This window comes from Yersinia sp. 2553 StPb PI (genome assembly GCF_052217105.1).
In the GTDB taxonomy this organism is placed as follows: Bacteria; Pseudomonadota; Gammaproteobacteria; order Enterobacterales; family Enterobacteriaceae; genus Yersinia; species Yersinia enterocolitica_E.
Map to the genome: position 1 here is coordinate 4,168,519 of NZ_JAZGPX010000002.1, position 25,931 is coordinate 4,194,449.

Consider the following 25,931-nt stretch of genomic DNA (forward strand, 5'->3'; position numbering starts at 1 on the left):
TAGTGTTTACGTGTGGGTTTTTAAGTTTTTTTAATTTAATATTGTTTTTTAAATGGTGGTAATTTTATTTTTATAATGGTTTGTGTTATTGGGGTAATTAATGATGTTGACATGTCTTGTTTATTTTTATGTCATTTTTATGTCATGTAATTGTTATATTTCCGTCATGAAAGGGTGTCATGTTTGCTTGCGAACAAAAACTGATTTATTTCGCTCACTTGTCCACAGTAATTCATTGATGTGAGCTATACGGATTTATTCAGGGGCCAATATGTTTAATAAAATCATTCGTAAGACATCGCTTGGTATTGCGCTGACATTGGCATTTAGTGCCAATACGATGGCAGTGACTGAAATTCCTTTTTGGCATTCGATGGAAGGGGAGTTAGGTGTCGAGGTTAATTCATTAGCTGACCGATTTAACCAGTCCCATAGCGACTATAAAATCGTACCTGTATATAAAGGGAACTACGAACAGAGCCTGGCGGCAGGGATAGCCGCGTTTCGCTCGGGTAAAGCCCCCGCAATCTTGCAGGTGTATGAAGTGGGCACTGCCACCATGATGGCCAGCAAGGCGATTAAGCCGGTATTCCAAGTATTTAAAGATGCCAATATCAAATTTGATGAATCGGTGTTTGTGCCAACAGTGGCCGGTTATTACACCGATGCCAAAACCGGTCACTTATTATCTCAACCATTTAACAGTTCCACTCCCGTGTTGTACTACAACAAAGATGCCTTTAAGAAAGCAGGGCTGAACCCGGATCAACCGCCAAAAACATGGCAGGAATTGGCGGCCGATACTGCAAAACTGCGCGCTGCGGGTTCAAGCTGTGGGTACGCCAGCGGCTGGCAGGGTTGGATTCAAATTGAAAACTTCAGTGCCTGGCACGGCCAACCTATTGCCAGCCGTAACAATGGCTTTGATGGCACCGATGCGGTACTGGAATTCAATAAGCCAGTACAGATTAAGCACATCCAGTTGCTGTCAGATATGAATAAAAAAGGCGATTTCACCTATTTTGGCCGCAAAGATGAGTCCACTGCCAAGTTCTATAACGGTGATTGTGCCATTACCACTGCTTCTTCAGGTTCCCTTGCGGATATTCGCCATTACGCCAAATTTAACTATGGCGTTGGCATGATGCCTTACGATTCTGACGAGAAAAATGTACCACAAAACGCCATTATCGGCGGTGCCAGTCTGTGGGTGATGGATGGCAAAGATAAAGATACTTACAAAGGTGTCGCTGAATTCCTGCAATACTTGGCTCAACCGGAAATTGCTGCTGAATGGCATCAGAAGACAGGTTACCTACCGATTACGACGGCAGCCTATGAGCTGACTAAACAGCAAGGTTTCTATGATAAGAACCCAGGTGCTGACGTGGCGACTCGCCAGATGTTGAACAAACCGCCATTGCCGTACACCAAAGGCTTGCGTCTGGGCAACATGCCACAGATCCGTACCGTGGTAGATGAAGAGTTGGAAGGGGTGTGGACCGGTAAGAAGACAGCTCAAGAAGCGTTGGATAGCGCCGTTAAACGTGGTGATGTGTTACTACGCCGCTTTGAACAAGCTAATCAATAAGGTTATTTGGCTACTCTACTTGCCAGTTTGGGTGCACTGTTCGCACCCAAACTGCCTGCGCCAATAACGCCAACAAATAGTGCTGTGCGGTATTAAATTAGGGCGTCACGTTTTCAATTAGCACGCTGGTGTAATCAATATCACATCTGAGAAACGGTTAATTTTATGTCACCTTCCCGTCCCGGTTTCTCCTGTAGTTGGTTGCCTTACCTGTTGGTATTGCCCCAACTGGCCATTACCGCTGTTTTCTTCCTGTGGCCTGCCGGGGAGGCGCTGTGGTACTCGGTACAAATGTTGGACCCTTTTGGCCTCTCCAATAAATTTGTCGGGCTGAGTAACTTTATTCAGCTTTTTCAGGATGAATACTATTTGGCTTCGTTTTATACCACGCTGATTTTTAGCTCGTTGGTGGCTGGTATTGGTTTGATTGTTTCGCTGTTTCTGGCCGCCATGGTGGATTACGTTCTGCGCGGCAGCCGTATCTATCAAACCTTAATGATTCTGCCGTATGCGGTGGCCCCTGCTATCGCTGCTGTATTGTGGATTTTCCTGTTTAATCCGGGGCTGGGGTTGATAACACATTTCCTTGCCACATTGGGTTACAACTGGAACCACGCGCAAAACAGCGGGCAGGCCATGTTCTTGGTGGTGTTGGCTTCAGTATGGAAGCAAATCAGTTATAACTTCCTGTTTTTCCTTGCCGCGCTGCAATCCATTCCGCGCTCATTGGTTGAAGCCGCTGCAATTGACGGCGCCGGACCAGTACGCCGCTTCTTTAATCTGGTGCTGCCGCTGATTTCACCGGTCAGTTTCTTCCTGCTGGTGGTGAATCTGGTCTATGCCTTCTTCGATACTTTCCCCGTTATCGATGCGGCGACGGGCGGTGGGCCGATGCAAGCCACGACGACCCTGATTTATAAAATTTATCGCGAAGGCTTTGCTGGCCTGGACTTATCTAGCTCTGCCGCTCAGTCGGTGGTGCTGATGTTACTGGTGATTGGCCTGACGGTTATCCAGTTCCGTTTTGTTGAACGTAAGGTGCGTTACCAATGATTGAGAATCGTCGTGGGCTGGACATTTTTTGTCACGTCATGCTGATTATCGGCGTGTTACTGATCCTGTTCCCACTGTATGTGGCTTTTGTTGCCGCGTCGCTGGATGACACTCAAGTGTTTCAGGTACCGATGACCCTGATCCCCGGGCCCTATTTGTGGCAGAACATTAGCCACATCTGGCATGTCGGGGTGGGGAATAACAGTGCGCCTTTCGGGTTGATGCTGTTTAACAGTTTCGTGATGGCGTTTGCGATTACTGTTGGCAAAATCACCGTGTCGATGTTGTCTGCTTATGCCATCGTTTACTTTCGCTTCCCGCTACGTAACCTGTTTTTTTGGTTGATTTTCCTGACCCTGATGCTGCCGGTGGAAGTGCGTATTTTCCCAACAATTCAGGTGATTGCGAACCTGAATATGCTCGACAGTTATACCGGGTTGACCCTGCCGCTGATGGCGTCAGCCACTGCAACGTTCTTATTCCGCCAGTTCTTTATGACCCTGCCCGATGAGCTATTGGAAGCGGCGCGCATTGACGGTGCCGGGGCGATGCGCTTTTTTTGGGATATCGTATTGCCACTATCTAAAACTAATTTGGCCGCGCTGTTTGTGATCACTTTTATCTATGGTTGGAACCAATATCTTTGGCCAATTTTGATTACCAGCGATACCTCTATGGGCACCGCGGTGGCTGGGATAAGGAGCATGATCTCTAGCTCAGGTGCGCCAACCCAATGGAATCAGGTGATGGCAGCGATGATCCTGACTTTAATTCCACCGGTCGCGGTGGTCCTTCTGATGCAGCGTTGGTTTGTACGCGGCCTGGTAGACAGTGAGAAGTAATCTGATATGGCATGTTTAAAACTTCAGGCAGTAACCAAATCTTATGACGGCGTCACGCCAGTGATTAAACAAATTGATTTAGATGTCGCCGACGGTGAATTCATCGTAATGGTTGGCCCTTCTGGCTGTGGTAAATCGACGCTGCTGCGTATGGTTGCTGGATTGGAGCGCACCACCAGTGGTGATATCTATATTGATAATCAGCGGGTTACCCATATGGAACCCAAAGATCGTGGCATCGCGATGGTGTTTCAGAACTACGCGCTGTATCCCCACATGAGTGTGTTTGACAACATGGCTTATGGCCTAAAAATTCGTGGTTTTGGCAAAGAGCAGATCCGCCAGCGAGTGGATGAAGCCGCACGTATTCTGGAACTGCAACCGCTACTAAAACGTAAACCGCGTGAACTATCTGGCGGCCAGCGGCAGCGGGTGGCAATGGGGCGGGCCATTGTGCGTGAACCGGCGGTTTTCTTGTTTGATGAGCCACTTTCCAATCTGGATGCCAAACTGCGGGTGCAGATGCGCCTTGAGCTGCAACAGTTGCACCGCCGACTAAAAACCACCAGTCTATATGTGACCCATGATCAGGTTGAGGCGATGACATTGGCTCAGCGGGTGATTGTGATGAATAAAGGGGTTGCCGAACAAATTGGTACGCCAAGCGAGGTTTACCAACGGCCAGCGACACTGTTTGTGGCCAGTTTTATCGGTTCACCGGCGATGAACCTGTTAGCTGGCACTGTCAGCCCAGATGGGCACGCCTTTATTTTATCTGATAGCCTAACTCTGCCGTTGGAACAGCCTCGGCCACAATGGGCGGATCGGCGCTTGACCCTCGGCATTCGTCCGGAGCATATTCAGCAGGTAACTTCGGCGCAGGGTATACCGATGCCACTATTGACGCTGGAATTGTTGGGTGCAGATAATCTGGCACATGGTCAGTGGGGTGGACAGAGTGTTATTGCCCGCCTATCCCACGAGGAAATGCCTGTGGTGGGCAGTACATTACATTTATATTTACCACCAACGGCGCTGCACTTTTTTGATTCAGATAGCGGACTACGGATGGAATCATGAGTAAAAACTGGCCTTACCCTTCGATCGTCGCTCACCGCGGTGGTGGTTCACTGGCACCGGAAAACACCTTAGCAGCCATTGATGTTGGCGCTCGTTATGGCCACAAGATGATTGAGTTTGACGTAAAATTATCGCACGACGGCCAGATATTTCTATTGCATGACGATACGCTGGAACGCACCAGTAATGGCTGGGGAGTTGCCGGTGATTTGTCATGGGAAAAACTTTTTCAATTAGATGCCGGAGACTGGTATAGCACAGCATTTCGTGGTGAGCGCCTGCCTCTTTTATCCGAAGTGGCAGTTCGCTGTGCACAGCATGATATGGCTGCTAATATCGAGATTAAACCCACCACTGGCACTGAAATAGCCACTGGCCGAGCTATTGCACTGGCTGCCCGCTTGTTGTGGCAAGGTCAGGCGATACCGCCGTTATTGTCCTCTTTTTCGTTTGATGCATTAGCTGCAGCCCAGCAGGCCGCACCTGAGCTGCCACGTGGTTTATTGTTGGATAAATGGGATGACAACTGGCAGGCGATGACCCGTCAGTTGGATTGTGTCTCTTTGCACATTAACTACAAACAGTTGACCGCGGAGCGAGTAGCGTTACTCAAAGCCGCCGGGCTGCGTATTTTGGTCTATACCGTCAACCAACCAGCGCGCGCGCAGGAATTGTTAAAGTGGGGCGTTGACTGTATCTGTACTGACCGTATAGATTTGATATGCCCTCGTCCTTGAAGCTACAGGGGGTTAGCTTGCTGCATACCTACCTGTAACTCCAATGACTTTGATATAAATAAAACAGGAAACAGAGTAGGTCAGTCATTCTTACATTTACGGGCTGACCTGGCCCGGCTTGACAGGAAGTGAACCATGCCCGCCTTTGTTATTTCGCTCTGGCACCAGATTGTGTTGTCTTCACCGTTATTTGTGCTGCTTGCGCTGGGTTACTGTTTGGTACGATTTGGTAAGTGGCCCTCTGCCATAACTGATGGCCTGACCCGCTTTGTTTTCTCCCTCGCATTGCCCGCTATGCTGTTTCGTATGATGTGCGATTTCTCTGAGCGCCCAGCGGTGGATGCACGCCTGCTGATTGCCTTTTTTGGTAGTTGTCTAGTGGTGTTTGTTATCGGGCGGATTGTTGCCAGCCGGATATTTCATCTGGATGGCGTGTCCGGTTCCGTTTTTGCCCTCGGCGGCATTTTCTCTAATAACGTGATGCTGGGCCTGCCTATTGCCACCATTATGTTGGGGGAGAAATCTATCCCAGCAGTGGCGCTGGTTTTGGTGTTTAACGGCCTGATCCTCTGGACATTAGTCACCATCTCGGTGGAGTGGGCGCGCAATGGCTCGCCAACACTGGAGGGCTTTGCGAAAACTGCTCGTAGCGTGCTGACTAACCCTCTGATTATAGGAATTATTTCCGGCACTTTATTCAGCCTGACTGGTCTGCAATTACCGCAGTTTATTGATCAACCTGTAACCATGTTAGGGCAGGTAGCACCGCCGTTGTCGCTGATTGTATTGGGAATGGGGCTGGCGGAATATCGCGTCACGGAAGGCTGGCAAATCAGCAGTGCGATCTGTTTTCTCAAATTGATTGTTCAGCCGATGGTGATCTGGGCATTGGCATGGGCGATGGGCCTGCCAGCGCTGGAAACGCAGGTGGTGGTATTACTGGGGTCAATGGCTACCGGCGTGAATGTGTATCTGATGTCACGCCAGTTTAATGTACTGACTGGCCCAGCCGCCGCCAGTTTGGTGATGTCTACAGTGCTTGCCGCGGTCACAACACCGTTAATCCTGACCATTATCGGCGTGGGAATGTAACTCTTAGGTGATTATTGGAATAGTACCTGAGATGAAGATAGTTCGACTGGGTTAAATACGAGCAGATGTAAACCTAGTTTGTGCAAAGTTGCGTTGTGGCTTCCGCTACAATTGCACTTTATCATTCTCAATGAGCCAAACTATCGTGTTGTTACTGGTCGTTACCACCATTTTATGGGCATTTTCATTTAGCCTGATTGGCGAATATCTGGCAGGACAGGTGGATAGTTGGTTCTCTGTGCTAATGCGGGTTGGGCTAGCCGCGCTGGTCTTTTTGCCGTTCTTGCGCTGGAAAAACATCCACTGGCGGGTGATTCTGCTGTACATGGCCGTGGGCTCAATTCAGTTAGGTATCATGTACTTGTTCAGCTTCCGTGCCTATCTCTACCTGACGGTACCGGAATTCTTGCTGTTCACGGTGATGACCCCGCTGTATGTCACTTTGATCTATGATTTACTGCGCCGCCAGCGTCTGCGCTGGGGCTATGCTCTGAGTGCGTTACTGGCAGTAGTCGGGGCGGCTATCATTCGCTACGACCATTTGAGCGAGCATTTTTGGTGGGGGCTACTGCTGGTTCAGGCGGCAAACCTCTGTTTTGCCATCGGACAAGTGGGCTACAAACGCTTGATGGAAGTCCACCCGATCCCACAGCATGTGGCATTCTCATGGTTCTATATTGGTGCTTTCGCCGTCGCGGTTGTTGCCTGGTTTGCCTTTGGTAACCCACAAAAACTACCCACGACGCAATTGCAGTGGGGCGTGTTGGTGTGGCTGGGCGTCGGGGCTTCTGCGCTAGGTTATTTCATGTGGAACTATGGCGCGACACAAGTCGATGCTGGCACCTTGGGGATCATGAATAACGTGCATGTTCCGGCTGGGCTGCTGGTGAATCTGGCGATTTGGCAAGAAAAGCCCCATTGGCCCAGTTTTATCATTGGGGCCATTGTGATAATGGCTTCGCTATGGGTACACCGGCGTTGGGTCGCTCCGCATTCTTTACAAACGGCAGACTCTCGCAAGCGTGTTGCCGGGCCGAACGAATAAAAGCTTCAGTAACCGGTTGGCGCTGCTCTCCATCACGGACGGCCGCGTATAACCGGCTCCATAAACCATTTCCCAGCGTTTTAGTGACGACCAATCCCTGACGTTCGAAACTCTCTACCACCCAATGTGGTAGGGCGGCGATCCCCATGCGTGCTGACACCATTTGAATCAGTAGCAAAGTATTATCCACATTCTTCAGCGGCGGATTTACCCCCGCGGGTTGCAGGAAATGCCGCCAGACATCTAACCGTTGCCGCTGTACCGGATAAATCATTAACACTTCTTGCGCTAAATCTTCCGGCTCGATGCGGGCCTTATTGGCTAATGGGTGGTCTGGTGCCAGCACCAGACGCACCTCAAAATCAAACATTGGCGAATAGTGCAGACCACTGCGCGGCAAGATATCTGATGTCAGCACCAGATCCAGCTCCCCTTGCTGCAAGGCGGGTTGAGGATCGAAAGTCACGCCTGATTGGAAGTCCATCGCCACTTGCGGCCAGTTTTTGTGGAAGTTATCCAAGGCAGGTGCCAGCCACTGAATACAGCTATGGCATTCGATGGCGATGCGCAGCGCAGTTTGGTGCGGCTCATTGCAGGTTTGCAGTGCCTGTTTAATTTGTGGCAGCACTTGTTCTGCGAGTTGTAACAAGATCTCTCCCTGCGTAGTGAAACGTAGCGGCTGGCTTTTACGCACAAACAGACGGTAGCCCAGACGTTGTTCCAGATCGCTGAATTGATGAGACAAGGCCGATTGTGTCTGATGAAGTTGCGTTGCCGCCGCCGCCAGCGAGCCGGTATTACGCAAAGCTTGCAGGGTGCGTAAGTGTTTCAGTTCGATCATGAGAGTCCTTCACAGTGACAGTGAACAAAATGCGCTTGTGGATTATACAGTACCTGCTGATTATGGATGTGTAAACATCTGGATGGCTAAATGGGAAATATGACGATGACAATTTTAAATCACACACTGGGTTTTCCGCGTGTAGGTCTGAAACGTGAACTGAAAAAAGCACAAGAAAGTTACTGGGCAGGCAACTCCACGCAAGAAGAACTGCTCAATGTGGGTCGTGAATTGCGCGCCCGCCATTGGCAACAGCAGCAGCAAGCAGGTATTGATTTGGTGCCGGTCGGTGACTTCGCGTGGTATGACCATGTATTGACCACCAGCCTGCTGTTGGGCAACGTCCCAGAGCGCCATCAAAATACGGATGGTTCTATTGATTTGGATACGCTCTTCCGTATTGGCCGTGGCCGTGCACCAACCGGTAAGCCTGCGGCAGCGGCGGAAATGACTAAATGGTTTAACACCAATTATCACTACATGGTGCCAGAGTTCCAACTAGGTCAGCAGTTCAAACTGGGCTGGACTCAACTGCTGGATGAGGTGGACGAAGCGCTGGCATTAGGTCACAAAATCAAACCAGTATTGCTGGGCCCGGTAACGTATCTGTGGCTGGGTAAAGTTAAAGGCGAGCAGTTTGACCGTCTCTCTCTGCTGCAAGATATCCTCCCGGTGTACCAACAAGTGCTGGCTGAATTAGCGAAACGTGGCATTGAGTGGGTACAGATTGACGAACCTGCACTGGTACTGGAGTTACCACCAGAGTGGCTGGACGCTTATCAGTCGGCTTATCAGGTGCTGGAAGGCAAGGTTAAATTGTTGCTGACCACCTATTTCGACAGCATCGGCCATAACCTTGACGTTATCCGTGAGTTGCCAGTGCAAGGTCTGCATGTTGATGTGGTTGCAGGCAAAGATGATATTGCTGTTCTGGATACAAAATTGCCAAAAGGGTGGCTGCTCTCGCTGGGGGTGATTAATGGCCGTAACGTGTGGCGTGCTGACCTTAGCAACTGGTTCGAGCGCCTGCAACCACAGGTTAATGGTCGCCCATTATGGTTGGGTAGCTCTTGCTCCTTATTACACAGCCCGATTGATTTAAGTGAAGAAACACGTCTTGATGCAGAAGTGAAAAGCTGGTTTGCCTTTGCGCTGCAAAAATGCGCTGAACTGGCATTATTAACACAAGCATTAAACGCGCCGAGCGAAGCCAAACTGGCCGAGTTAGCTGCGTACAGTGCGCCGATCCGTGCCCGTCAATCCTCCAGTCGTGTTCATAATACGCAGGTGGAGCAACGTCTGGCGGCCATTACTGCACAGGATATTGAACGCCAACTGCCTTATGAAGGCCGCGCTGAAGCGCAGCGTAAGCGCTTTAACTTACCGGCCTGGCCAACCACCACTATCGGTTCATTCCCGCAAACTACTGAGATCCGTGGCCTGCGTCTGGACTTCAAGCAAGGCCGTTTGGATGGGAAAAACTACCGCACCGGTATCAGCGAACATATCAAGCAAGCCATTGCTGAACAGGAGCGTTTAGGTCTGGACGTATTGGTTCATGGTGAAGCAGAACGTAATGATATGGTTGAATATTTTGGCGAACATCTGGATGGATTCGTTTTTACCCAAAATGGTTGGGTGCAGAGCTACGGTTCCCGTTGTGTTAAGCCGCCAGTGATTATTGGTGACATCAGCCGCCCGCAAGCTATCACGGTTGAATGGGCCAAATATGCTCAATCGCTGACGGACAAACCAGTAAAAGGCATGTTGACCGGCCCGGTCACTATCCTGTGTTGGTCATTCCCGCGCGAAGATGTTAGCCGTGAAACCATCGCCAAACAAATTGCACTGGCGCTGCGTGATGAAGTGGAAGATCTGGAGAAAGCCGGTATTGGTATCATCCAGATTGATGAGCCTGCGCTGCGTGAAGGCTTACCCCTGCGCCGTGCCGATTGGCAAGCGTATCTACAATGGGCCGTCGATGCCTTTAAACTGAATGCGGCTGTCGCGCAGAATGACACCCAGATTCATACTCATATGTGTTATTGCGAGTTTAATGACATCATGGATTCCATTGCTGCGCTAGATGCTGATGTGATTACCATCGAAACCTCTCGTTCAGATATGGAATTGCTCGAATCATTCGAAGATTTTGCTTACCCGAATGAAATTGGGCCCGGCGTTTATGATATTCACTCGCCGAATGTGCCAAGTGTGGAGTGGATTGAAGCATTACTACGTAAAGCCGCTCAACGTATCCCGGCAGAACGTTTGTGGGTTAACCCGGATTGTGGTTTGAAAACGCGTGGCTGGCCAGAAACCCGTCAGGCACTGGCAAACATGGTACTGGCTGCGCAGCGTTTGCGTGCAGAACAACTCTGATGCTATCTCAGTCTAATCGTTAAATTCTGGGCGCATCTCGCGCCCTTTTTATTGCCGTTATTTCACTTATTCAGATATGGGATTGGCGGCAACACCATGTTGATCAAACCAATCGAGCATCCGCTGCCAGCCATCCAGTGCGGATTCGGCGTGATAACTTGGGCGGTAGTCAGCATTAAAAGCATGCCCAGCATCTGGATAAACAATGATTTCTGCATCGGCATTTGCTGCACGTAATGCCTGACGCATAGTATCGATATGTTCTTGCGTAATACTGCCATCTTTGCCGCCATACAACCCTAGCACCGGAGCATTGAGATCAATCGCGACATCAACCGGAGATTTGGGTAACAGTAAGGTTTTTTCACCGACCAGTTTGCCATACCAAGCCACTGCCGCTTTTAACTGTGGGTTATGGGCCGCATACAACCACGCAATCCGTCCACCCCAGCAAAATCCGGTAATGGCCAGTTTACTGGTATCCCCACCATGGCGTGATGCCCAATGCGCTGCATGATCAAGATCCACCATAACCTGACGGTCTGGCACTTTACCCACCAGATTTTTCACTAATGCATTGATGTCATCATATTCTTTGGCATCGCCTTGGCGGAAGAACAGCTCAGGTGCAATGGCCAGATACCCCTGTTTAGCTAGTCTGCGGCAGATATCCTGAATATGCTCATGTACGCCAAAGATTTCTTGCACGACAATAACCACCGGATATGACCCGTTTTGCTGGGCCGGTTTGGCAATATAGGCCGGTAATTCATCGCCCTGAGACGGAATGGTGGTTTCTGTGCAGTGAATACCTTGTTGATCGGTATGGCGGGTCGTCGAGGCCAGTGGGCCTACCGCAGAGGTGAAACCGTCTGCCGCCTGCCTGGGAGTCATAAGTTGATCAGTTTTCACTGTAGTCTCCTTGCGATATGAGAAAAAATTACCGAGTTGAATTACCCATTACTCCCCGATTTTTGCTATTGCCGAGTTTAACTATAGGTAATCTTTGAGATTAATGAGATCAGGTTTTTTGTAATTATAATTTTTGGTGATTCATATCTTGAATTTTATAACTCAGACTAATAGTTGATAGAGTTTAACAATTGATAGCAGTTAGCAATTGATAGCAGGATATTGGTCTATCATTCCTGCTTATAGAGAAATATACCTTTCGTACTTGGCGTTGCAGTGGTGTTAGCTGCAACTGTAATCAGCTTGGGTATAATTGTCATTTCTCGCCAGCTTTGTCTAAAAAATAGTCTTAACTGCCATTAAATGTGATTTTTGTCACATTTAAAATGTATCGTGTAATTCATTTCTTTTGGCAAGGTGACTGTCATCACGAAATAAAGTGATAATTTTGAGTAAAGTATTTCTTTGCACCTCCCTACAACATCTCTCATGAAAGAGGACTCTCACACATGGCTAAATCTGACGTTTTTCACTTGGGCCTGACTAAAAATGATCTGCAAGGGGCGACTCTGGCTATCGTTCCGGGTGATCCACAGCGTGTTGAGAAAATCGCTAAATTGATGGATAACCCAGTACATTTGGCCTCTCATCGTGAATTTACTTCGTGGCGCGCCGAATTGGATGGCAAAGCAGTGATCGTCTGCTCAACGGGTATCGGTGGCCCATCGACTTCTATTGCGGTTGAAGAGCTGGCACAGCTTGGTGTACGGACTTTCCTACGTATTGGTACCACTGGTGCTATTCAGCCACATATTAATGTTGGTGATGTGTTGGTTACCACCGCCGCTGTACGTTTAGACGGAGCCAGCCTGCACTTTGCGCCGATGGAGTTCCCAGCAGTGGCTGACTTTACCTGCACCACTGCATTAGTTAATGCTGCCAAATCAGTGGGGGCGACTACTCATATTGGTGTGACCGCCTCTTCCGATACCTTCTATCCGGGGCAGGAGCGTTATGACACCTTCTCTGGTCGTGTTGTCAGCCGTTTTAAAGGCTCCATGGAAGAATGGCAATCTATGGGCGTGATGAATTATGAAATGGAATCTGCAACCTTGCTCACCATGTGTGCCAGCCAGGGCTTGCGTGCCGGCATGGTCGCAGGGGTAATTGTAAATCGCACCCAGCAAGAGATCCCAAACGAAGAAACTATGAAAGCGACTGAAAGTGACGCGGTGAAAATTGTGGTAGAAGCAGCTCGTCATTTGATCTAGGCCCGCCGTCTGAGCTAATAGCGACGATTGGCGAGTCAACAAACTGTCTGTTATCGGGTCAGTCTTCTGGCCCGTTTTTTATTTTTCCGGTTTATCTGCTAAGGTCATCACTCTTATAAAGAACAATAATAAGAGGAAAATATGACGAAAACTGCTCTATCCCATCCCTCCCTAATCGCACTTGATGGCGGTATTAATTTTCGTGACCTTGGCGGTAATCAGGCTGCTGATGGGCGGCGTATCAAGCGCGGATTGCTGTTCCGCTCAGGTTCACTCGACCGCTTAAGTACCAGAGATTGTGATTTCCTCAGTAGTGGCTCCGTCGCTCAAATTCTTGATTATCGCGATGCCGATGAAGTTCAGGCTAAACCAGATGTGGTGTGGACTGGCGCCAGTTATCACAATATTCCGGCCAACCCGCTGAGCAGTGAAGTCAATGCCAATTTGGAAAAACTGACTAACGAGACATTAGCGGCATTTGATGCCCGTGGTTTTATGTTAGAGCTTTATCGCCGGCTGCCTTTTAATAATCAAGCCTATAAACAACTGGTTGGATTGTTGCAAAATTGCGCATCTTCGGAGCATGCTGCTGCGGGTGTGGTACAACATTGTGCTGTCGGGAAAGACCGTACTGGTATTGGTTCTGCACTGGTGTTATTTGCCTTGGGTGCCGATGAATCGACGGTATTGGAAGATTATCTGTTGACTGAAACCACTCTGGCCCCTTTCCGTGAGCATATGCTGGCAGAGTTGGCACTCAAACTGAATGACCAAGCGTTAGGGCAATTCGCTTTTGTCTTATCGGCCAAAGAAGAGTTTATTCAAACTGCTCTGCGTAGTATTCAACAGCGTTATGGTAGTCGTGAACAGTGGTTGCAACAGGAGTTCGGCCTGGGTAGCGCTGAGCGCAAAAAGTTACAGTCCTATTTTTTAGAGTAGTGGTTTATCTACCCGCACTCTTTCTGATCTTTATGATATTGAGTCACCACTGGGTGGCTCTTTTTAACCGCTTAATGATACAAACTACCGCTTAACCAGATCGCTGATATTTCTCTTAGGGGTCAGGCGTATGTTAACGCCTGACAAATTCCCTGGAGAGAATGCTCATGCAACATGCGATTACCTTTGTTATCGCTTCAGCGTGTATCCTTATGATCTGCTACCGTTTATACGGTATCTTTTTTGTTCGTAAGGTTTTGCGCGTCGATGACAGTGAAGTAACACCTTCCCACACCTTCGAAGATGGTAAAGATTACGTTCCAACTAAAAAATGGGTGAACTTTGGTAGCCACTTTGCGGCAATCGCTGCGGCTGGTCCATTGGTCGGCCCTGTGCTGGCAGCCCAATATGGTTATTTACCTGGTTTTCTGTGGTTGCTGATCGGTTGTGTGATCGGCGGCGCGGTTCACGATACGGTTGTGCTGTTTGCTTCCATGAAACATCAGGGGAAATCCCTGTCGGAAGTGGCAAAATCAGAGCTTGGTCCGGTTGCTGGCTGGTGTACCGGTCTGGCAATGTTGTTCATCATTACTATTACCATGGCCGGGTTGTCGATGGTGGTGGTACATGCACTGGAACGTAACCCTTGGGGTACTTTCGCCGTGTTCATGACAATCCCTATCGCTATCTGCGTTGGCTTATGGGAGCGCATGACTGGCAGCATGAAGGGCGCTTCTTATGTCGGTATCGCTGCTATCATGGTGTGCGTATTTGTCGGCCCTTATATTGAAGGAACCTGGCTGGGCGATTGGTTAATGCTGAAAGCGGATACCGTCAGTATCATCCTGCCAATGTATGCTTTCTTTGCGACCGCCCTCCCTGTGTGGATGCTATTAACCCCTCGTGGTTATCTTTCCAGCTTTATGAAGATCGGTGTATTCGGTGCGTTGATTGTTGGAGTTGTATTTATTAACCCTGAAATTCAATTCCCGGCATTGACCCAGTTTATTCATGGTGGAGGCCCGGTGTTGGCAGGCCCAGTCTGGCCGTTTATCTCTATTACCATTGCCTGTGGTGCCATTTCTGGTTTCCATGCCTTTATCGGCTCAGGGACAACACCAAAACAGATCGACAAATGGAGTGATATCTTACCCGTCGGCTTTGGTGCGATGCTGGCCGAATGTATGGTTGGGGTTATGGCCTTGATCGCGGCAACCTCCTTGCATCCTGCTGACTACTTTGCGATTAACTCTTCCGCTGAAGCCTGGAGCATGCTCGGTATGGAAGTGGTGAACTTGCCAAAACTGAGTCAGGAAATTGGCCTGGATCTCTATGGTCGTACCGGTGGTGCGGTAACCTTAGCTGTTGGTATGACGGATATCTTCATTCGTGTGCCATGGTTCAGCAGTCTGGCGGCTTACTTCTTCCAATTTGTTGTTATGTTTGAAGCGGTATTTATTCTGACTGCTGTTGACTCCGGCACGCGTGTTGCTCGTTATCTGCTGCAAGACTTCTTAGGTGATATTTGGGCACCACTGAAACGTACTGATTGGTTACCAGGTACATTGGCATGCAGTGTTATTGCCTGCGCACTGTGGGGTTACCTGCTTAACTCAGGTGATATCAACTCTGTCTGGGCGTTATTCGGCGTATCAAACCAATTAATGGCTTCTGTTGGTTTAATCATTGGTGCCACTATTATTCTGCGGTTGGCAACCAAACGTATTTACATGCTGACCTGTGTTATTCCACTGGCCTATCTGTTTGTAACCGTAAACTATGCTGGTTACTGGATGATCACTCACGTGTATTTCAACTCAGCAGCTAAGGGCTACAATCTGTTCAATGGCATCATCTCGATTATTATGATGACACTGGGCGTCATTATCCTGATATCAGCACTGAAAAAATGGCGTGAATTGTGGATCCGCCGCTCTGCTGAAATGGCTGGCAATAAAGTAGTGACGGCTAACGCCTGATATCTTTGATTCATTGTATTAACCTGCACTCTTTCTTACTTGAAGTTGCAGTGTGGCTAGTGGCTCCGGCTTAAACGAATCACTGATTTGAGTCAGATTATTAGGATTCGTTCGTTGGCAGCCTTGCTGTAACGGCAATGATCTTGAGTCTATAAACGGTCGGAATCTTCCGGCCGTTTATTTTTTGTTAAACAAAGATCACGACACATTGGGTATGCTAATAGCAACTATGTTGCTAACAGGAAAATGCATGTGACCCTGAATGATGTCATTACTATCGTTATCGATTTTGTTCGTGAACACGAAGCATGGGCGATTCCTATCGTCTTTATTCTGGCTTTTGGTGAGTCGCTCGCCTTTCTTTCTTTACTGCTACCTGCAACGGTTATCTTGCTCGGATTGGGGGCGCTAATCGGTGAAAGTGGTATCTCTTTCTGGCCCATTTGGGCCGCTGCTGCGGCAGGTGCTTTCTTTGGCGACTGGCTCTCCTATTGGGTTGGTGTCCATTACAAAGACCGAGTAGGCACTTTGTGGCCACTTTCTCGCAATCCTCAGTTACTCGTTCGTGGCCATGCATTCTTTGAGCGTTGGGGATTCTTTGGCGCGTTTATTGGCCGCTTCTTTGGCCCACTACGCGCAGTTGTTCCTTTGGTTGCCGGGATCTGTGCTATGCCAAAGTTCTACTTTCAGTTAGCCAACATCACTTCCGCTCTAATTTGGGCCTTCGGTATTCTGGCTCCGGGCGCGTTCGGCATTCAATGGCTATCTCACTGGATAGATTAAGTACGTAAGTGGCACGCCGTTCGTCAATGGATAGCTGTTTTAACCTATTTGGGGTCGCAAGGTGAGCGTTTTTTGGACTGTGTGTTATTTATGCGCACAGCTTCGCAAGATAGCATGTAACGGAAAAACACTCTGGACATCCATACAGTATCCCCTTACCTTGACTGACAATAGGTTAATGGGGAGATAACCGTGGATATCAGTTTATTTTATGGACTGGCAGGCTGCCTTATCGGTGGACTTATTGGTTGGCTAATTGCCAGCTTGTACCAGCAACGGAATAAAGCGCAACAGGATATAGAACGGCGATTACTAGAGCAGTCCTTACAGCAGGCGCAGCAGAATATTGTCGAGCTACAAACTGCTTTACAGCGCAATGAGCAGCAATTACGGCAAGATGAATTGGAACAACGTAGTTTGCACAGCCAATTGGCAGCAAATGCTGAAAAACTGCAACAGTTAGCTCATTGGCGTAATGAATGTGATCAACTCAATCAAGAACTCCGTGCTCAAAGAGAAGTGAATAGCGCCCAAGAGGCGGAACTGCGCGAAGTCACTATCCGTTTGGAAGAAACACGTCTGACTGGCGAGGAAAAACAGCGACTTCTCATTAACAGTGAACAGCGGCTGACCACACAATTCGAAAATCTGGCGAACCGCATCTTTGAACAAACTGGCCGTCGTGCGGACGAACAAAATAAACAAAGTCTGGACCGCTTATTACTGCCTTTACGGGAACAGTTGGATGGTTTCCGCCGTCAGGTTCAGGATAGCTTTGGACAAGAAGCCAGAGAGCGCCACACGCTGACCCATGAAATACGCAGTCTGCAACAATTGAATGCTCAAATGGCGCGAGAAGCACTAAACCTGACTAAAGCACTGAAAGGTGATAATAAAACGCAGGGGAACTGGGGGGAAGTCGTTCTGGCTAAAGTGCTTGAAGCTTCTGGGCTGCGTGAAGGTTATGAGTATCAAACTCAGGTAAGTGTAAAGCTTGATAGCAACAGTCGTATGCAGCCAGATGTCATTGTGCGCTTACCACAGGGTAAAGATGTGGTGATTGACGCTAAAATGTCGTTGGTTGCATATGAGCGCTATTTTAATAGCGAAGATGACGCTGAGCGAGAAGTAGCACTCAATGAGCATTTATCATCGCTGCGCGCCCATATTAGAATGTTAGGCCGTAAGGATTACCAACAACTTCCGGGGTTGCGGTCGCTTGATTATGTATTGATGTTTATTCCGGTGGAACCTGCATTTCTGGTGGCCATTGATCGCCAGCCAGAGTTGATAAGTGAAGCACTACAGCACAATATTATGTTGGTTAGCCCGACAACATTGCTGGTGGCTTTGCGGACGATTACTAATTTATGGCGTTACGAGCATCAAAGCCAGAATGCACAGCGTATTGCCGATAGGGCAGCCAAACTCTATGACAAGTTGCGCTTATTTGTTGATGATATGGAGTCGTTGGGGCAAAGCCTCGATAAAGCGCACCTAAGTTATCGTCAGGCAATGAACAAACTGTCGCAAGGCCGTGGTAACCTGATTGGGCAAGTAGAAAGTTTTCGCACTCTGGGGGTCGAGGTAAAACGGCCTATTAGCCCATTACTGGCAGAAAGAGCCAGCGCTGAGCATCAACCAGAAGGCGATTTAGCGCTATCTGATGATGCTGAGTCAGAGACATATCCAAAGCAATCAGGATTGCAGTAAGGCAACATGAGTGGCACCGCTGAGTTAGCTTATAATCAGTGACGCGGATGAGAGCTACTAATGCCGCTGTAGTTTTGTGTAAGAAGGATATAAATGATTCGGCACCGCTGAAGTATCAGGGTTAGTTGCATGGTCCTCTTCTGTATGATGTTGAGAATACTGCGAATAAGTAGTTACCTTAATACCAGGTGAGGTGGGGCTTTCATCGGAGTTCTGGTACACTTCCTCGAAAGATTGACTGAAAAGCAGGCACAGAAAATGGTAGATCAGGAGAAGGAAACCACTCATTTTGGTTTCCGCACCGTAGCCAAAGAACAGAAAGAAGGCATGGTGGCAGAAGTTTTTCATTCCGTAGCCGCCAAATACGATCTGATGAATGACCTGATGTCGTTCGGTGTTCACCGTATTTGGAAGCGTTTTACCATTGACTGTAGTGGTGTTCGGCGCGGTCAACGGGTATTAGATCTGGCGGGTGGCACCGGAGATTTAACGGCCAAGTTCTCTCGCCTTGTGGGTGAGCAGGGTGAAGTGGTTCTGGCTGATATCAATGAATCGATGTTGCGTATGGGTAGAGAAAAGCTACGTGACAAAGGTATTGTAGGTAATGTCAGTTATGTGCAGGCTAATGCTGAGGCTTTACCTTTCCCTGATAATTACTTTGATTGTATTACCATTTCATTTGGCCTGCGAAATGTAACCGAAAAAGAAAAAGCCTTACGCTCTATGTTTCGGGTATTAAAGCCCGGTGGTCGTTTGTTGGTTCTCGAATTCTCCAAACCACTTCTGGAACCTTTGAGCAAAGCCTACGATGCTTATTCCTTCCATATTTTGCCCAAGATTGGCGAACTTGTGGCCCAGGACTCTGAAAGTTACCGTTATTTAGCGGAGTCTATTCGGATGCACCCCGATCAAGAAACGCTGAAAGGCATGATGGTAGATGCCGGGTTTGAAAACGTAACCTATTCCAATTTAACCGGTGGCATTGTTGCGTTACATCGGGGCTTTAAGTTTTAACAGGAATATGGCTATGCCGCTAAAATCACTGATATCTAAATCCTTCTCACTGAAACCTATGTTGCTGTCGCAACTCATTACTGCTGCGATAGAAACATCATTAAACAGTGTGCTGTTTCGCGATAAAAGCATGAAGGCTGCACGTTTACGCTTGGTAGGGAAAGTCCTGCGGATCGAGTTACGTGAGATCAATTTTCCTTTGCTGTTGGTATTTAGTGAACGGCAGGTTGACGTGTTAAGTCAATGGGATGGTGATGCTGATTGCATAGTTAAAACGGAAGTTGCTGTGTTGGCAAAATTGCGGGATCGCCAGCAACTTTCACCTTTGATGCGTAGCGGTAAACTGATTGTTGAAGGCGATATACAAGTGGTTCAGCAAGTTGTCGCGCTTTTGGATCTTGCTGAGTGGGATCCGGCTGAGTGGCTGGCGCCCTATATCGGTGATATTGCCGCGGAAACCATCGGGCAGGTTGTGCATAAAAGTAGCTATTTTCTGAGTGGGCAATTGCAGCAGCAACAACACTATCTGGCTGAAGCAATAACCGAAGAATGGAAAGTGGCTCCAGCACCGCTGGAAGTGGTGTGGTTTAACGAAGAGGTTGATGCCACAGCCCGTGCAACTGAGGCATTGAATGCCAGATTGGCAACCATGGAGAAAAAATAATGACGCCAGGAGAACTTCGGCGCCTGTATCTAATTATTCGGGTTTTCTTGAGCTACGGGTTAGATGAGTTAATCCCGAATATCCGTTTGACGTTACCACTACGTATTGGCCGTCATCTGTTTTTCTGGTTGCCGAATCGACATAAAGATAAGCCATTGGGTGAGCGTTTACGCCTTGCCTTACAAGAATTAGGACCAGTCTGGATCAAATTTGGTCAGATGATGTCTACTCGCCGTGATCTCTTCCCACCGGAAATTGCCGATCAACTTGCCCTATTACAAGACCGGGTTGCTTCATTTGATGGCGCACTCGCACGAAAGTATATTGAAATAGCAATGGGTGGGCCATTAGAAACCTGGTTTGACGATTTTGATCAGCAAGCTTTGGCCTCCGCCTCAATTGCTCAGGTACATACGGCGCGTTTAAAAGAGAACGGTCAGGAAGTGGTCCTGAAAGTGATTCGCCCTGATATCTTGCCGATTATCAAAGCAGATGTGCGCTTGATGTACCGGCTGGCTGGCTGGGTACCTAAGTTGTTGCCTGATGGACGTAGATTACGGCCACGCGAAGTGGTGCGTGAATACGAAAAAACCCTGCTTGATGAGCTGAACCTGCTGCGTGAGGCAGCTAATGCTATCCAATTACGTCGTAATTTTGAAAACAGCCCAATGCTCTATATTCCCGAAGTCTATTCCGATTATTGCCGGGAAAGTGTATTGGTGATGGAGCGTATTTACGGCATTCCGGTATCTGATATTACGGCTTTAGAAAGCCAAGGTACCAATATGAAGTTGCTGGCCGAACGTGGGGTTCAAGTCTTCTTCACCCAAGTTTTTCGTGACAGTTTTTTCCATGCAGATATGCATCCGGGGAATATTTTTGTCAGCTATGAGCATCCTCATGATCCACTTTACATCGGTATTGACTGCGGTATTGTAGGCTCACTGAACAAAGCAGATAAGCGCTATCTGGCTGAAAACTTTATTGCTTTCTTTAATAGGGATTATCGGCGGGTTGCGGAACTGCACGTTGATTCAGGCTGGGTTCCCCGTGATACCAATGTTGAGGATTTTGAGTTCGCTATTCGCACTGTTTGTGAACCCATTTTTGAAAAACCACTGGCCGAAATATCGTTTGGACATGTGTTGTTGAATCTCTTTAACACTGCGCGCCGCTTTAATATGGAAGTGCAGCCACAGTTGGTTCTGCTACAAAAAACCTTATTGTATGTCGAAGGCTTGGGTCGTCAGTTGTATCCTCAGCTTGATCTCTGGACAACAGCGAAACCGTTCCTGGAAAGCTGGCTACGGGATCAAGTCGGTCTGCCTGCTGTTATCCGGGCATTGAAAGAAAAGGCACCTTTTTGGGCAGAAAAATTTCCTGAGTTGCCGGAATTGGTTTACGACAGCTTGCAGCAACATAAATTATTACAGCAAAGTGTTGATAAACTAACCACCCAGATGCAAGGTCAGCAACAACGTCAGGGTCAGTCACGGTATTTGTTCGGTGTTGGCGCTACACTATTAGTCAGTGGTACCATTTTATTTTTGGCGGATGCGGTAGAAATCTCTACGGGATGTATTATCGCAGGCGCATTGGCTTGGTTTATCGGTTGGCGACGAACCAGTTAATTTGTTTATTGCTAAGAGTGCCGGTTAATGGGCGAGAGCATAGCTTGGGCGTTATGTATGAGTGTTATGTAAAAGTTGTTCAAGAAGTCATTCATCAGTTAAAAACGCTATGCGCGAGTTCAAAATGCGGTAAGTTAGATTAGTATCCAAAGAGGCAGTATGACGTATAATGCGGCCCTCTGTGGAATAACCCCTGTAATATAGAGGTGAATGTGATGGGCGGTATAAGTATTTGGCAGTTGTTAATCATTGCCGTGATTGTCGTTCTGCTGTTTGGCACGAACAAACTGCGGACTTTGGGGTCAGACCTGGGTGCATCCATCAAAGGCTTTAAAAAGGCAATTGGTGATGATCCACAGACTCCTCCAACTAACACTGATAAAACCAGCAATGATGCTGATTTTGCAAAATCGATTACTGAAAAACAGCAGCCGGTAGTTAAAGCTGAAGAGTCTAAGAGTCACGACAAAGAGCAGGGATAAGCTGTGTTCGACATCGGGTTTAGTGAACTGCTGCTGGTACTTGTGATCGGCCTAGTCGTGCTTGGGCCGGAAAGATTACCGGTTGCTGTAAGAACGGTTGCCGGTTGGATTCGTACACTACGTTCACTGGCGGCAACCGTACAAAACGAGTTGGCACAAGAACTTAAGATTCAAGAGTTGCAAGACAGCCTGAAAAAAGCAGAACAGGCTGGCTTGCAGAATCTGACACCGGAGTTGAAAGCTTCGATGGATGAACTTAAGGAAGCCGCAGAAGCGCTGAAACGTTCTTATCACTCAGACGTTAGCTCCCAGGCACCGCATACTATCCATAATCCACTGGTGACTGAGCCGGAAGCGATTCATGATGGTGTTACGCCTGCGGAGTCCGCAACTCAAGTTTCGGCATCACCGCAAATTCCTGATGTCGATAATGCGGGCGCGTTGGTGACAATTAAACCAACTGTTGAAACTGTGCCTGCTGGCGTTGAGAAACCCGTAGTTCAGGTTGAGGAATCTGTTAAGCCTATTCCTACTGTAGCCGGGGATCTTGTGACTGTTACGAATCCATCCGTAACCAAGGTCCAAACTACCGCAACTGACTCCCATAGCACTGATTCATTCAGTACTGAACAATCTCGAACTCACCAACCTGGCGGCGATCGGTAAACATGGCTGTTGATGATACCCAACCCTTAATCACTCATTTGATAGAACTGCGTAAGCGGCTATTGAATTGCATAATCACTATTTTGGTGGTTTTTCTGGTATTGGTATTTTTTGCCAATGATATTTATCACTTGGTATCAGCACCGTTAATCAAACAGTTGCCCGCCGGTGCCAGTATGATCGCAACAGATGTTGCATCGCCTTTCTTTACCCCGATTAAATTGACCATGATGGTCTCGGTATTTGTTTCCGCACCGATGATCCTTTATCAGGTGTGGGCTTTCATTGCCCCAGCGTTATATAAGCATGAACGCCGTCTGATGGTGCCGCTGCTTATCTCCAGCAGCCTATTGTTTTATCTGGGTATGGCATTTGCTTACTTTGTGGTTTTCCCGTTAGCTTTTGGTTTTTTTGCCAAAACAGCACCGGAAAGCGTGCTGATTGCCACGGATATCACTAAATACCTTGATTTTGTTATGGCGCTCTTTATGGCTTTTGGTATTTCTTTTGAAGTCCCAATTGCGATAATTCTACTGTGCTGGGCAGGGGTTACAACGCCCGAGGCATTGAAGAAAAAACGCCCTTATGTATTTGTCGGCGCTTTTGTTGTCGGCATGCTTCTCACCCCGCCAGATGTGCTGTCTCAGACATTATTGGCGATCCCGATGTATCTGCTATTTGAGGTTGGGGTGTTCTTTGCTCGTTTTTATACGGGTAAGCAACGCCGGGTAGATATTGACGAAGAGGATGAAGAAGCGGATAGCCATCCGAAAGTGCCTTAAATCTGTGGGTATATGCCTGGATATTTTAGCCGCCCTTTGAGGCGGCTTCTGTTTTGGAACGTTCATGTTTGATATTGGTGTGAATTTAACCAGCGCGCAATTTGCCAAAGATTACGATCAAGTGGTCAACAGAGCCAAAAATGCTGCAGTTACCGGTATGCTTATTACTGGTACTGATGCTGAAGAAAGCCAGGCAGCACTGGAGCTTACCCTTGCCTATCCCGGCTACTGCTGGTCAACTGCGGGTGTTCATCCCCATCAGGCGAGTTGTTGGCAAATAGATGTTGAACAGCAAATCAGATTATTAGCAGCGAATGCGGCAGTAGTCGCTATTGGTGAATGCGGACTGGATTTTAACCGCAATTTTTCTACTCCAGTAGCACAAGAAGTCGCATTTACAGCACAGCTGGCGCTGGCTGCCGAACTCGAACTGCCGGTATTTTTACATTGCCGCGATGCCCACGAACGTTTCATTGCCTTGCTTGCGCCTTGGCTAGATAAGCTCCCCGCTGCGGTTGTGCATTGTTTTACTGGCACGGCTGATGAGTTGGACTCTTGTCTGGCATTAGGCTTATCTATTGGTATTACCGGTTGGGTGTGCGATGAGCGTCGTGGTCTTGAGCTGCGGGCGTTACTGCCACGTATTCCTGTTCAGCAATTGTTGCTAGAAACAGATGCCCCCTATTTATTGCCAAGGGATTTACATCCTAAGCCGGCATCCCGCCGCAATGAACCCTGCTTTCTACCCCATATCGTACAGCAGGTTGCTGTCTGGCGACAAGAAGACCCTAAATGGCTGGGGCAGAAAACTGATGAAAACGCCCGCCGGATTTTCCGGTTGGTTTGAGTTAGGAGAACAAGATGAGCTATGCATTTCCGGGCACCTTCCCTGGTCGCCGTATGCGCCGTGTGCGCCGTCATGATTTCAGTCGTCGTCTGGTCGCAGAGAATCAGCTGACAGTCAATGATCTGATCTATCCGGTGTTTGTTATGGAGGGGACCAACCAGCAGCAAGCCGTCCCGTCAATGCCGGGTGTTTCACGTATGACGATCGATCTGCTAGTGAAAGAAGCTGAGGCCATAGCTAAGCTAGGTGTGCCGGTCATATCGCTGTTTCCAGTTATTGAATCTAGCTTGAAATCATTACATGCCGAAGAAGCCTATAATCCGAATGGCTTAGTACAAAGAACCGTGCGTGCGTTAAAGGACGCAGTACCAGAGTTAGGTATCCTTACTGATGTTGCTCTCGATCCTTATACAACCCACGGGCAAGATGGGGTAATTGATACCGATGGTTATGTCATTAATGACATAACTAAAGAGATTTTAGTCCGTCAGGCGTTATCACACGCCGAGGCTGGTGCCGAGATTGTCGCGCCAAGCGACATGATGGATGGACGCATCGGTGCAGTGCGCGATCAACTAGAGCTACAAGGGTTGGTGAATACGCAAATTATGGCCTATTCAGCGAAATATGCGTCTTGCTACTATGGCCCATTCCGTGATGCCATTGGCTCTAGCAGTAATCTGAAAGGTGGGAATAAGAAAACCTATCAGATGGACCCGGCCAACAGTGATGAGGCTTTACAAGAGATTGCTCAGGACTTGCAGGAAGGTGCTGATATGGTAATGGTTAAGCCGGGGATGCCATATTTGGATGTGGTACGTAGGGTGAAAGATACCTTTGGTGTGCCGACCTTCGCCTATCAGGTGTCAGGCGAATATGCTATGCATATGGCTGCCTTCCAGAATGGCTGGCTGCAAGAGAAACCAACCGTTATGGAGTCTCTGTTGTGCTTTAAGCGTGCCGGTGCTGATGGGGTATTAACTTATTTCGCCAAGCAAGTCGCACAATGGTTACATGACGATCATATGCAACGTTAAGCCATGGGGATGGTTGTTGATAAGGTAGGTACCGAGCGTGCCTACCTTGGCAGATATATTATTGCTTTTCGAATTGACGATTATCCAAACTTTGCATCACTTGGCTATTAAGCATGTTCAGTAACAACATTGAGCGCGCTTCACCGTCTGGTTCAGTATAAATCGCCTGTAACCCAGCAAAAACACCCTCAGTGATCGTCACGATATCGCCTGGAACCGGCACCTCTGGAGCAATGATTTTATCCGTTGTATGAGATTGCATCTCGGCAATAACAATTGCTGGGATCACCGCGGGTTGTGCGCCAAAACGGACGAAGTGGCTTACACCACGTGTTGCGCTGATTGTTGTGGTGTGAATATGTTCAGGATCGAACTCCACAAACAGATAGTTAGGGAATAAGGGCTCAGTCGCCTCAATGCGTTTCCCTCGCACTATCTTTTCGATAGTCACTATCGGTGTCCAGCAATCCACAGTTTGCCGCTCTAAATGTTCTTTGGCGCGCAAAAGCTGACCACGTTTACAATATAATAAATGCCAGTGTTTCATA

At 48.2% G+C, this 25,931-nt stretch carries 24 protein-coding genes; 21 read left to right on the top strand and 3 right to left on the bottom strand.

Translation table 11 applies throughout. The features are described from left to right. Positions 1 to 271: 271 nt before the first annotated feature. The 7 genes from ugpB to V2A84_RS20505 all read left to right on the top strand — a co-directional run bounded on the left by ugpB (position 272) and on the right by V2A84_RS20505 (position 7,440). Entirely contained in the window at positions 272 to 1,591 is a 1,320-nt protein-coding gene (gene ugpB / locus V2A84_RS20475; protein ID WP_083161988.1) for a sn-glycerol-3-phosphate ABC transporter substrate-binding protein UgpB, read from the top strand. A gap of 165 nt (positions 1,592 to 1,756) precedes the next feature. Beyond that, complete coding sequence (gene ugpA, locus V2A84_RS20480; RefSeq protein ID WP_083161990.1) at positions 1,757 to 2,644, top strand: sn-glycerol-3-phosphate ABC transporter permease UgpA; 888 nt, start codon at positions 1,757 to 1,759, stop codon at positions 2,642 to 2,644. Next, positions 2,641 to 3,486, top strand: coding sequence for a sn-glycerol-3-phosphate ABC transporter permease UgpE (gene ugpE / locus V2A84_RS20485; protein ID WP_083161992.1), 846 nt, complete (start codon positions 2,641 to 2,643; stop codon positions 3,484 to 3,486). The genes ugpA and ugpE overlap by 4 nt, the downstream gene beginning before the upstream one ends. 6 nt (positions 3,487 to 3,492) lie before the next feature. Further along, positions 3,493 to 4,566 (top strand): sn-glycerol-3-phosphate import ATP-binding protein UgpC, encoded by a 1,074-nt coding sequence (locus tag V2A84_RS20490; RefSeq protein ID WP_083161994.1) that lies wholly within the window; start codon positions 3,493 to 3,495, stop codon positions 4,564 to 4,566. Beyond that, entirely contained in the window at positions 4,563 to 5,303 is a 741-nt protein-coding gene (ugpQ, locus tag V2A84_RS20495; RefSeq protein ID WP_442849038.1) for a glycerophosphodiester phosphodiesterase, read from the top strand. Before V2A84_RS20490 ends, ugpQ begins: the two co-directional genes overlap by 4 nt. A gap of 135 nt (positions 5,304 to 5,438) precedes the next feature. Then, entirely contained in the window at positions 5,439 to 6,395 is a 957-nt protein-coding gene (locus tag V2A84_RS20500; protein WP_083161997.1) for an AEC family transporter, read from the top strand. A gap of 145 nt (positions 6,396 to 6,540) precedes the next feature. Continuing rightward, a complete protein-coding gene (locus V2A84_RS20505) occupies positions 6,541 to 7,440 on the top strand; it encodes a carboxylate/amino acid/amine transporter (RefSeq protein ID WP_032906902.1) in 900 nt (299 codons plus the stop codon). Here the strand turns inward: V2A84_RS20505 and metR are convergent. Beyond that, positions 7,328 to 8,281 carry an HTH-type transcriptional regulator MetR gene (metR, locus tag V2A84_RS20510; RefSeq protein ID WP_083161998.1) on the bottom strand — a complete coding sequence of 318 codons (954 nt, stop codon included), beginning with the start codon at positions 8,279 to 8,281 and terminating at the stop codon, positions 7,328 to 7,330. The genes V2A84_RS20505 and metR overlap by 113 nt on opposite strands. A gap of 105 nt (positions 8,282 to 8,386) precedes the next feature. On the opposite strand from metR, the gene metE reads away from it, so the two are divergent. Further along, positions 8,387 to 10,663 (top strand): 5-methyltetrahydropteroyltriglutamate--homocysteine S-methyltransferase, encoded by a 2,277-nt coding sequence (metE, locus tag V2A84_RS20515; protein WP_420073037.1) that lies wholly within the window; start codon positions 8,387 to 8,389, stop codon positions 10,661 to 10,663. A gap of 66 nt (positions 10,664 to 10,729) precedes the next feature. Here metE and V2A84_RS20520 read toward each other — a convergent pair whose 3' ends face one another. After that, a complete protein-coding gene (locus tag V2A84_RS20520; protein WP_372569743.1) occupies positions 10,730 to 11,575 on the bottom strand; it encodes a dienelactone hydrolase family protein in 846 nt (281 codons plus the stop codon). 509 nt (positions 11,576 to 12,084) lie between these two features. On the opposite strand from V2A84_RS20520, the gene udp reads away from it, so the two are divergent. The 13 genes from udp to hemB all read left to right on the top strand — a co-directional run bounded on the left by udp (position 12,085) and on the right by hemB (position 25,383). Next, positions 12,085 to 12,846 (top strand): uridine phosphorylase, encoded by a 762-nt coding sequence (gene udp / locus V2A84_RS20525; protein WP_005187884.1) that lies wholly within the window; start codon positions 12,085 to 12,087, stop codon positions 12,844 to 12,846. A 141-nt stretch (positions 12,847 to 12,987) separates the two neighbouring features. Next, positions 12,988 to 13,785, top strand: coding sequence for a tyrosine-protein phosphatase (locus V2A84_RS20530; protein WP_083162000.1), 798 nt, complete (start codon positions 12,988 to 12,990; stop codon positions 13,783 to 13,785). 167 nt (positions 13,786 to 13,952) lie between these two features. Beyond that, positions 13,953 to 15,764, top strand: a complete 1,812-nt coding sequence (locus tag V2A84_RS20535) for a carbon starvation CstA family protein (protein ID WP_372560033.1) — start codon at positions 13,953 to 13,955, stop codon at positions 15,762 to 15,764. Between the two features lie 252 nt (positions 15,765 to 16,016). Further along, a complete protein-coding gene (locus V2A84_RS20540) occupies positions 16,017 to 16,547 on the top strand; it encodes a DedA family protein (protein ID WP_083164014.1) in 531 nt (176 codons plus the stop codon). A gap of 192 nt (positions 16,548 to 16,739) precedes the next feature. Continuing rightward, positions 16,740 to 18,260, top strand: a complete 1,521-nt coding sequence (rmuC, locus tag V2A84_RS20545; protein ID WP_193784764.1) for a DNA recombination protein RmuC — start codon at positions 16,740 to 16,742, stop codon at positions 18,258 to 18,260. 258 nt (positions 18,261 to 18,518) lie between these two features. Continuing rightward, the gene (gene ubiE, locus V2A84_RS20550; RefSeq protein ID WP_083162004.1) at positions 18,519 to 19,274 is read left to right on the top strand and encodes a bifunctional demethylmenaquinone methyltransferase/2-methoxy-6-polyprenyl-1,4-benzoquinol methylase UbiE; all 756 of its coding nucleotides are present in this window, start codon (positions 18,519 to 18,521) and stop codon (positions 19,272 to 19,274) included. A gap of 13 nt (positions 19,275 to 19,287) precedes the next feature. Then, a complete protein-coding gene (ubiJ, locus tag V2A84_RS20555; RefSeq protein WP_083162006.1) occupies positions 19,288 to 19,938 on the top strand; it encodes a ubiquinone biosynthesis protein UbiJ in 651 nt (216 codons plus the stop codon). Continuing rightward, complete coding sequence (gene ubiB, locus V2A84_RS20560; protein WP_083162008.1) at positions 19,938 to 21,569, top strand: ubiquinone biosynthesis regulatory protein kinase UbiB; 1,632 nt, start codon at positions 19,938 to 19,940, stop codon at positions 21,567 to 21,569. Before ubiJ ends, ubiB begins: the two co-directional genes overlap by 1 nt. Before the next feature lie 215 nt (positions 21,570 to 21,784). Next, a complete protein-coding gene (tatA, locus tag V2A84_RS20565; RefSeq protein WP_083162010.1) occupies positions 21,785 to 22,051 on the top strand; it encodes a Sec-independent protein translocase subunit TatA in 267 nt (88 codons plus the stop codon). A 3-nt stretch (positions 22,052 to 22,054) separates the two neighbouring features. Then, on the top strand, positions 22,055 to 22,717 hold the full coding sequence (tatB, locus tag V2A84_RS20570) for a Sec-independent protein translocase protein TatB (protein ID WP_083162012.1): 663 nt from the start codon (positions 22,055 to 22,057) through the stop codon (positions 22,715 to 22,717). Between the two features lie 2 nt (positions 22,718 to 22,719). Beyond that, positions 22,720 to 23,499, top strand: a complete 780-nt coding sequence (gene tatC / locus V2A84_RS20575) for a Sec-independent protein translocase subunit TatC (protein WP_083162014.1) — start codon at positions 22,720 to 22,722, stop codon at positions 23,497 to 23,499. A gap of 64 nt (positions 23,500 to 23,563) precedes the next feature. Then, entirely contained in the window at positions 23,564 to 24,346 is a 783-nt protein-coding gene (gene tatD / locus V2A84_RS20580; protein WP_083162016.1) for a 3'-5' ssDNA/RNA exonuclease TatD, read from the top strand. Positions 24,347 to 24,360: 14 nt separating this feature from the next. Continuing rightward, positions 24,361 to 25,383, top strand: coding sequence for a porphobilinogen synthase (hemB, locus tag V2A84_RS20585; protein ID WP_083162018.1), 1,023 nt, complete (start codon positions 24,361 to 24,363; stop codon positions 25,381 to 25,383). Between the two features lie 58 nt (positions 25,384 to 25,441). Here the strand turns inward: hemB and rfaH are convergent, their stop codons facing one another. Continuing rightward, the gene (gene rfaH, locus V2A84_RS20590) at positions 25,442 to 25,930 is read right to left on the bottom strand and encodes a transcription/translation regulatory transformer protein RfaH (protein ID WP_083162020.1); all 489 of its coding nucleotides are present in this window, start codon (positions 25,928 to 25,930) and stop codon (positions 25,442 to 25,444) included. Position 25,931 lies beyond the last annotated feature (1 nt).

Bases quoted from the DNA above. Each gene is read 5' to 3' on its own strand.
- ugpB (WP_083161988.1), top strand. From the start codon at position 272: ATGTTTAATAAAATCATTCGTAAGACATCGCTTGGTATTGCGCTGACA.
- ugpA (WP_083161990.1), top strand. From the start codon at position 1,757: ATGTCACCTTCCCGTCCCGGTTTCTCCTGTAGTTGGTTGCCTTACCTG.
- ugpE (WP_083161992.1), top strand. From the start codon at position 2,641: ATGATTGAGAATCGTCGTGGGCTGGACATTTTTTGTCACGTCATGCTG.
- V2A84_RS20490 (WP_083161994.1), top strand. From the start codon at position 3,493: ATGGCATGTTTAAAACTTCAGGCAGTAACCAAATCTTATGACGGCGTC.
- ugpQ (WP_442849038.1), top strand. From the start codon at position 4,563: ATGAGTAAAAACTGGCCTTACCCTTCGATCGTCGCTCACCGCGGTGGT.
- V2A84_RS20500 (WP_083161997.1), top strand. From the start codon at position 5,439: ATGCCCGCCTTTGTTATTTCGCTCTGGCACCAGATTGTGTTGTCTTCA.
- metR (WP_083161998.1), bottom strand. From the start codon at position 8,281: ATGATCGAACTGAAACACTTACGCACCCTGCAAGCTTTGCGTAATACC.
- metE (WP_420073037.1), top strand. From the start codon at position 8,387: ATGACAATTTTAAATCACACACTGGGTTTTCCGCGTGTAGGTCTGAAA.
- udp (WP_005187884.1), top strand. From the start codon at position 12,085: ATGGCTAAATCTGACGTTTTTCACTTGGGCCTGACTAAAAATGATCTG.
- V2A84_RS20530 (WP_083162000.1), top strand. From the start codon at position 12,988: ATGACGAAAACTGCTCTATCCCATCCCTCCCTAATCGCACTTGATGGC.
- V2A84_RS20535 (WP_372560033.1), top strand. From the start codon at position 13,953: ATGCAACATGCGATTACCTTTGTTATCGCTTCAGCGTGTATCCTTATG.
- ubiE (WP_083162004.1), top strand. From the start codon at position 18,519: ATGGTAGATCAGGAGAAGGAAACCACTCATTTTGGTTTCCGCACCGTA.
- ubiJ (WP_083162006.1), top strand. From the start codon at position 19,288: ATGCCGCTAAAATCACTGATATCTAAATCCTTCTCACTGAAACCTATG.
- ubiB (WP_083162008.1), top strand. From the start codon at position 19,938: ATGACGCCAGGAGAACTTCGGCGCCTGTATCTAATTATTCGGGTTTTC.
- tatA (WP_083162010.1), top strand. From the start codon at position 21,785: ATGGGCGGTATAAGTATTTGGCAGTTGTTAATCATTGCCGTGATTGTC.
- tatC (WP_083162014.1), top strand. From the start codon at position 22,720: ATGGCTGTTGATGATACCCAACCCTTAATCACTCATTTGATAGAACTG.
- tatD (WP_083162016.1), top strand. From the start codon at position 23,564: ATGTTTGATATTGGTGTGAATTTAACCAGCGCGCAATTTGCCAAAGAT.
- hemB (WP_083162018.1), top strand. From the start codon at position 24,361: ATGAGCTATGCATTTCCGGGCACCTTCCCTGGTCGCCGTATGCGCCGT.
- rfaH (WP_083162020.1), bottom strand. From the start codon at position 25,930: ATGAAACACTGGCATTTATTATATTGTAAACGTGGTCAGCTTTTGCGC.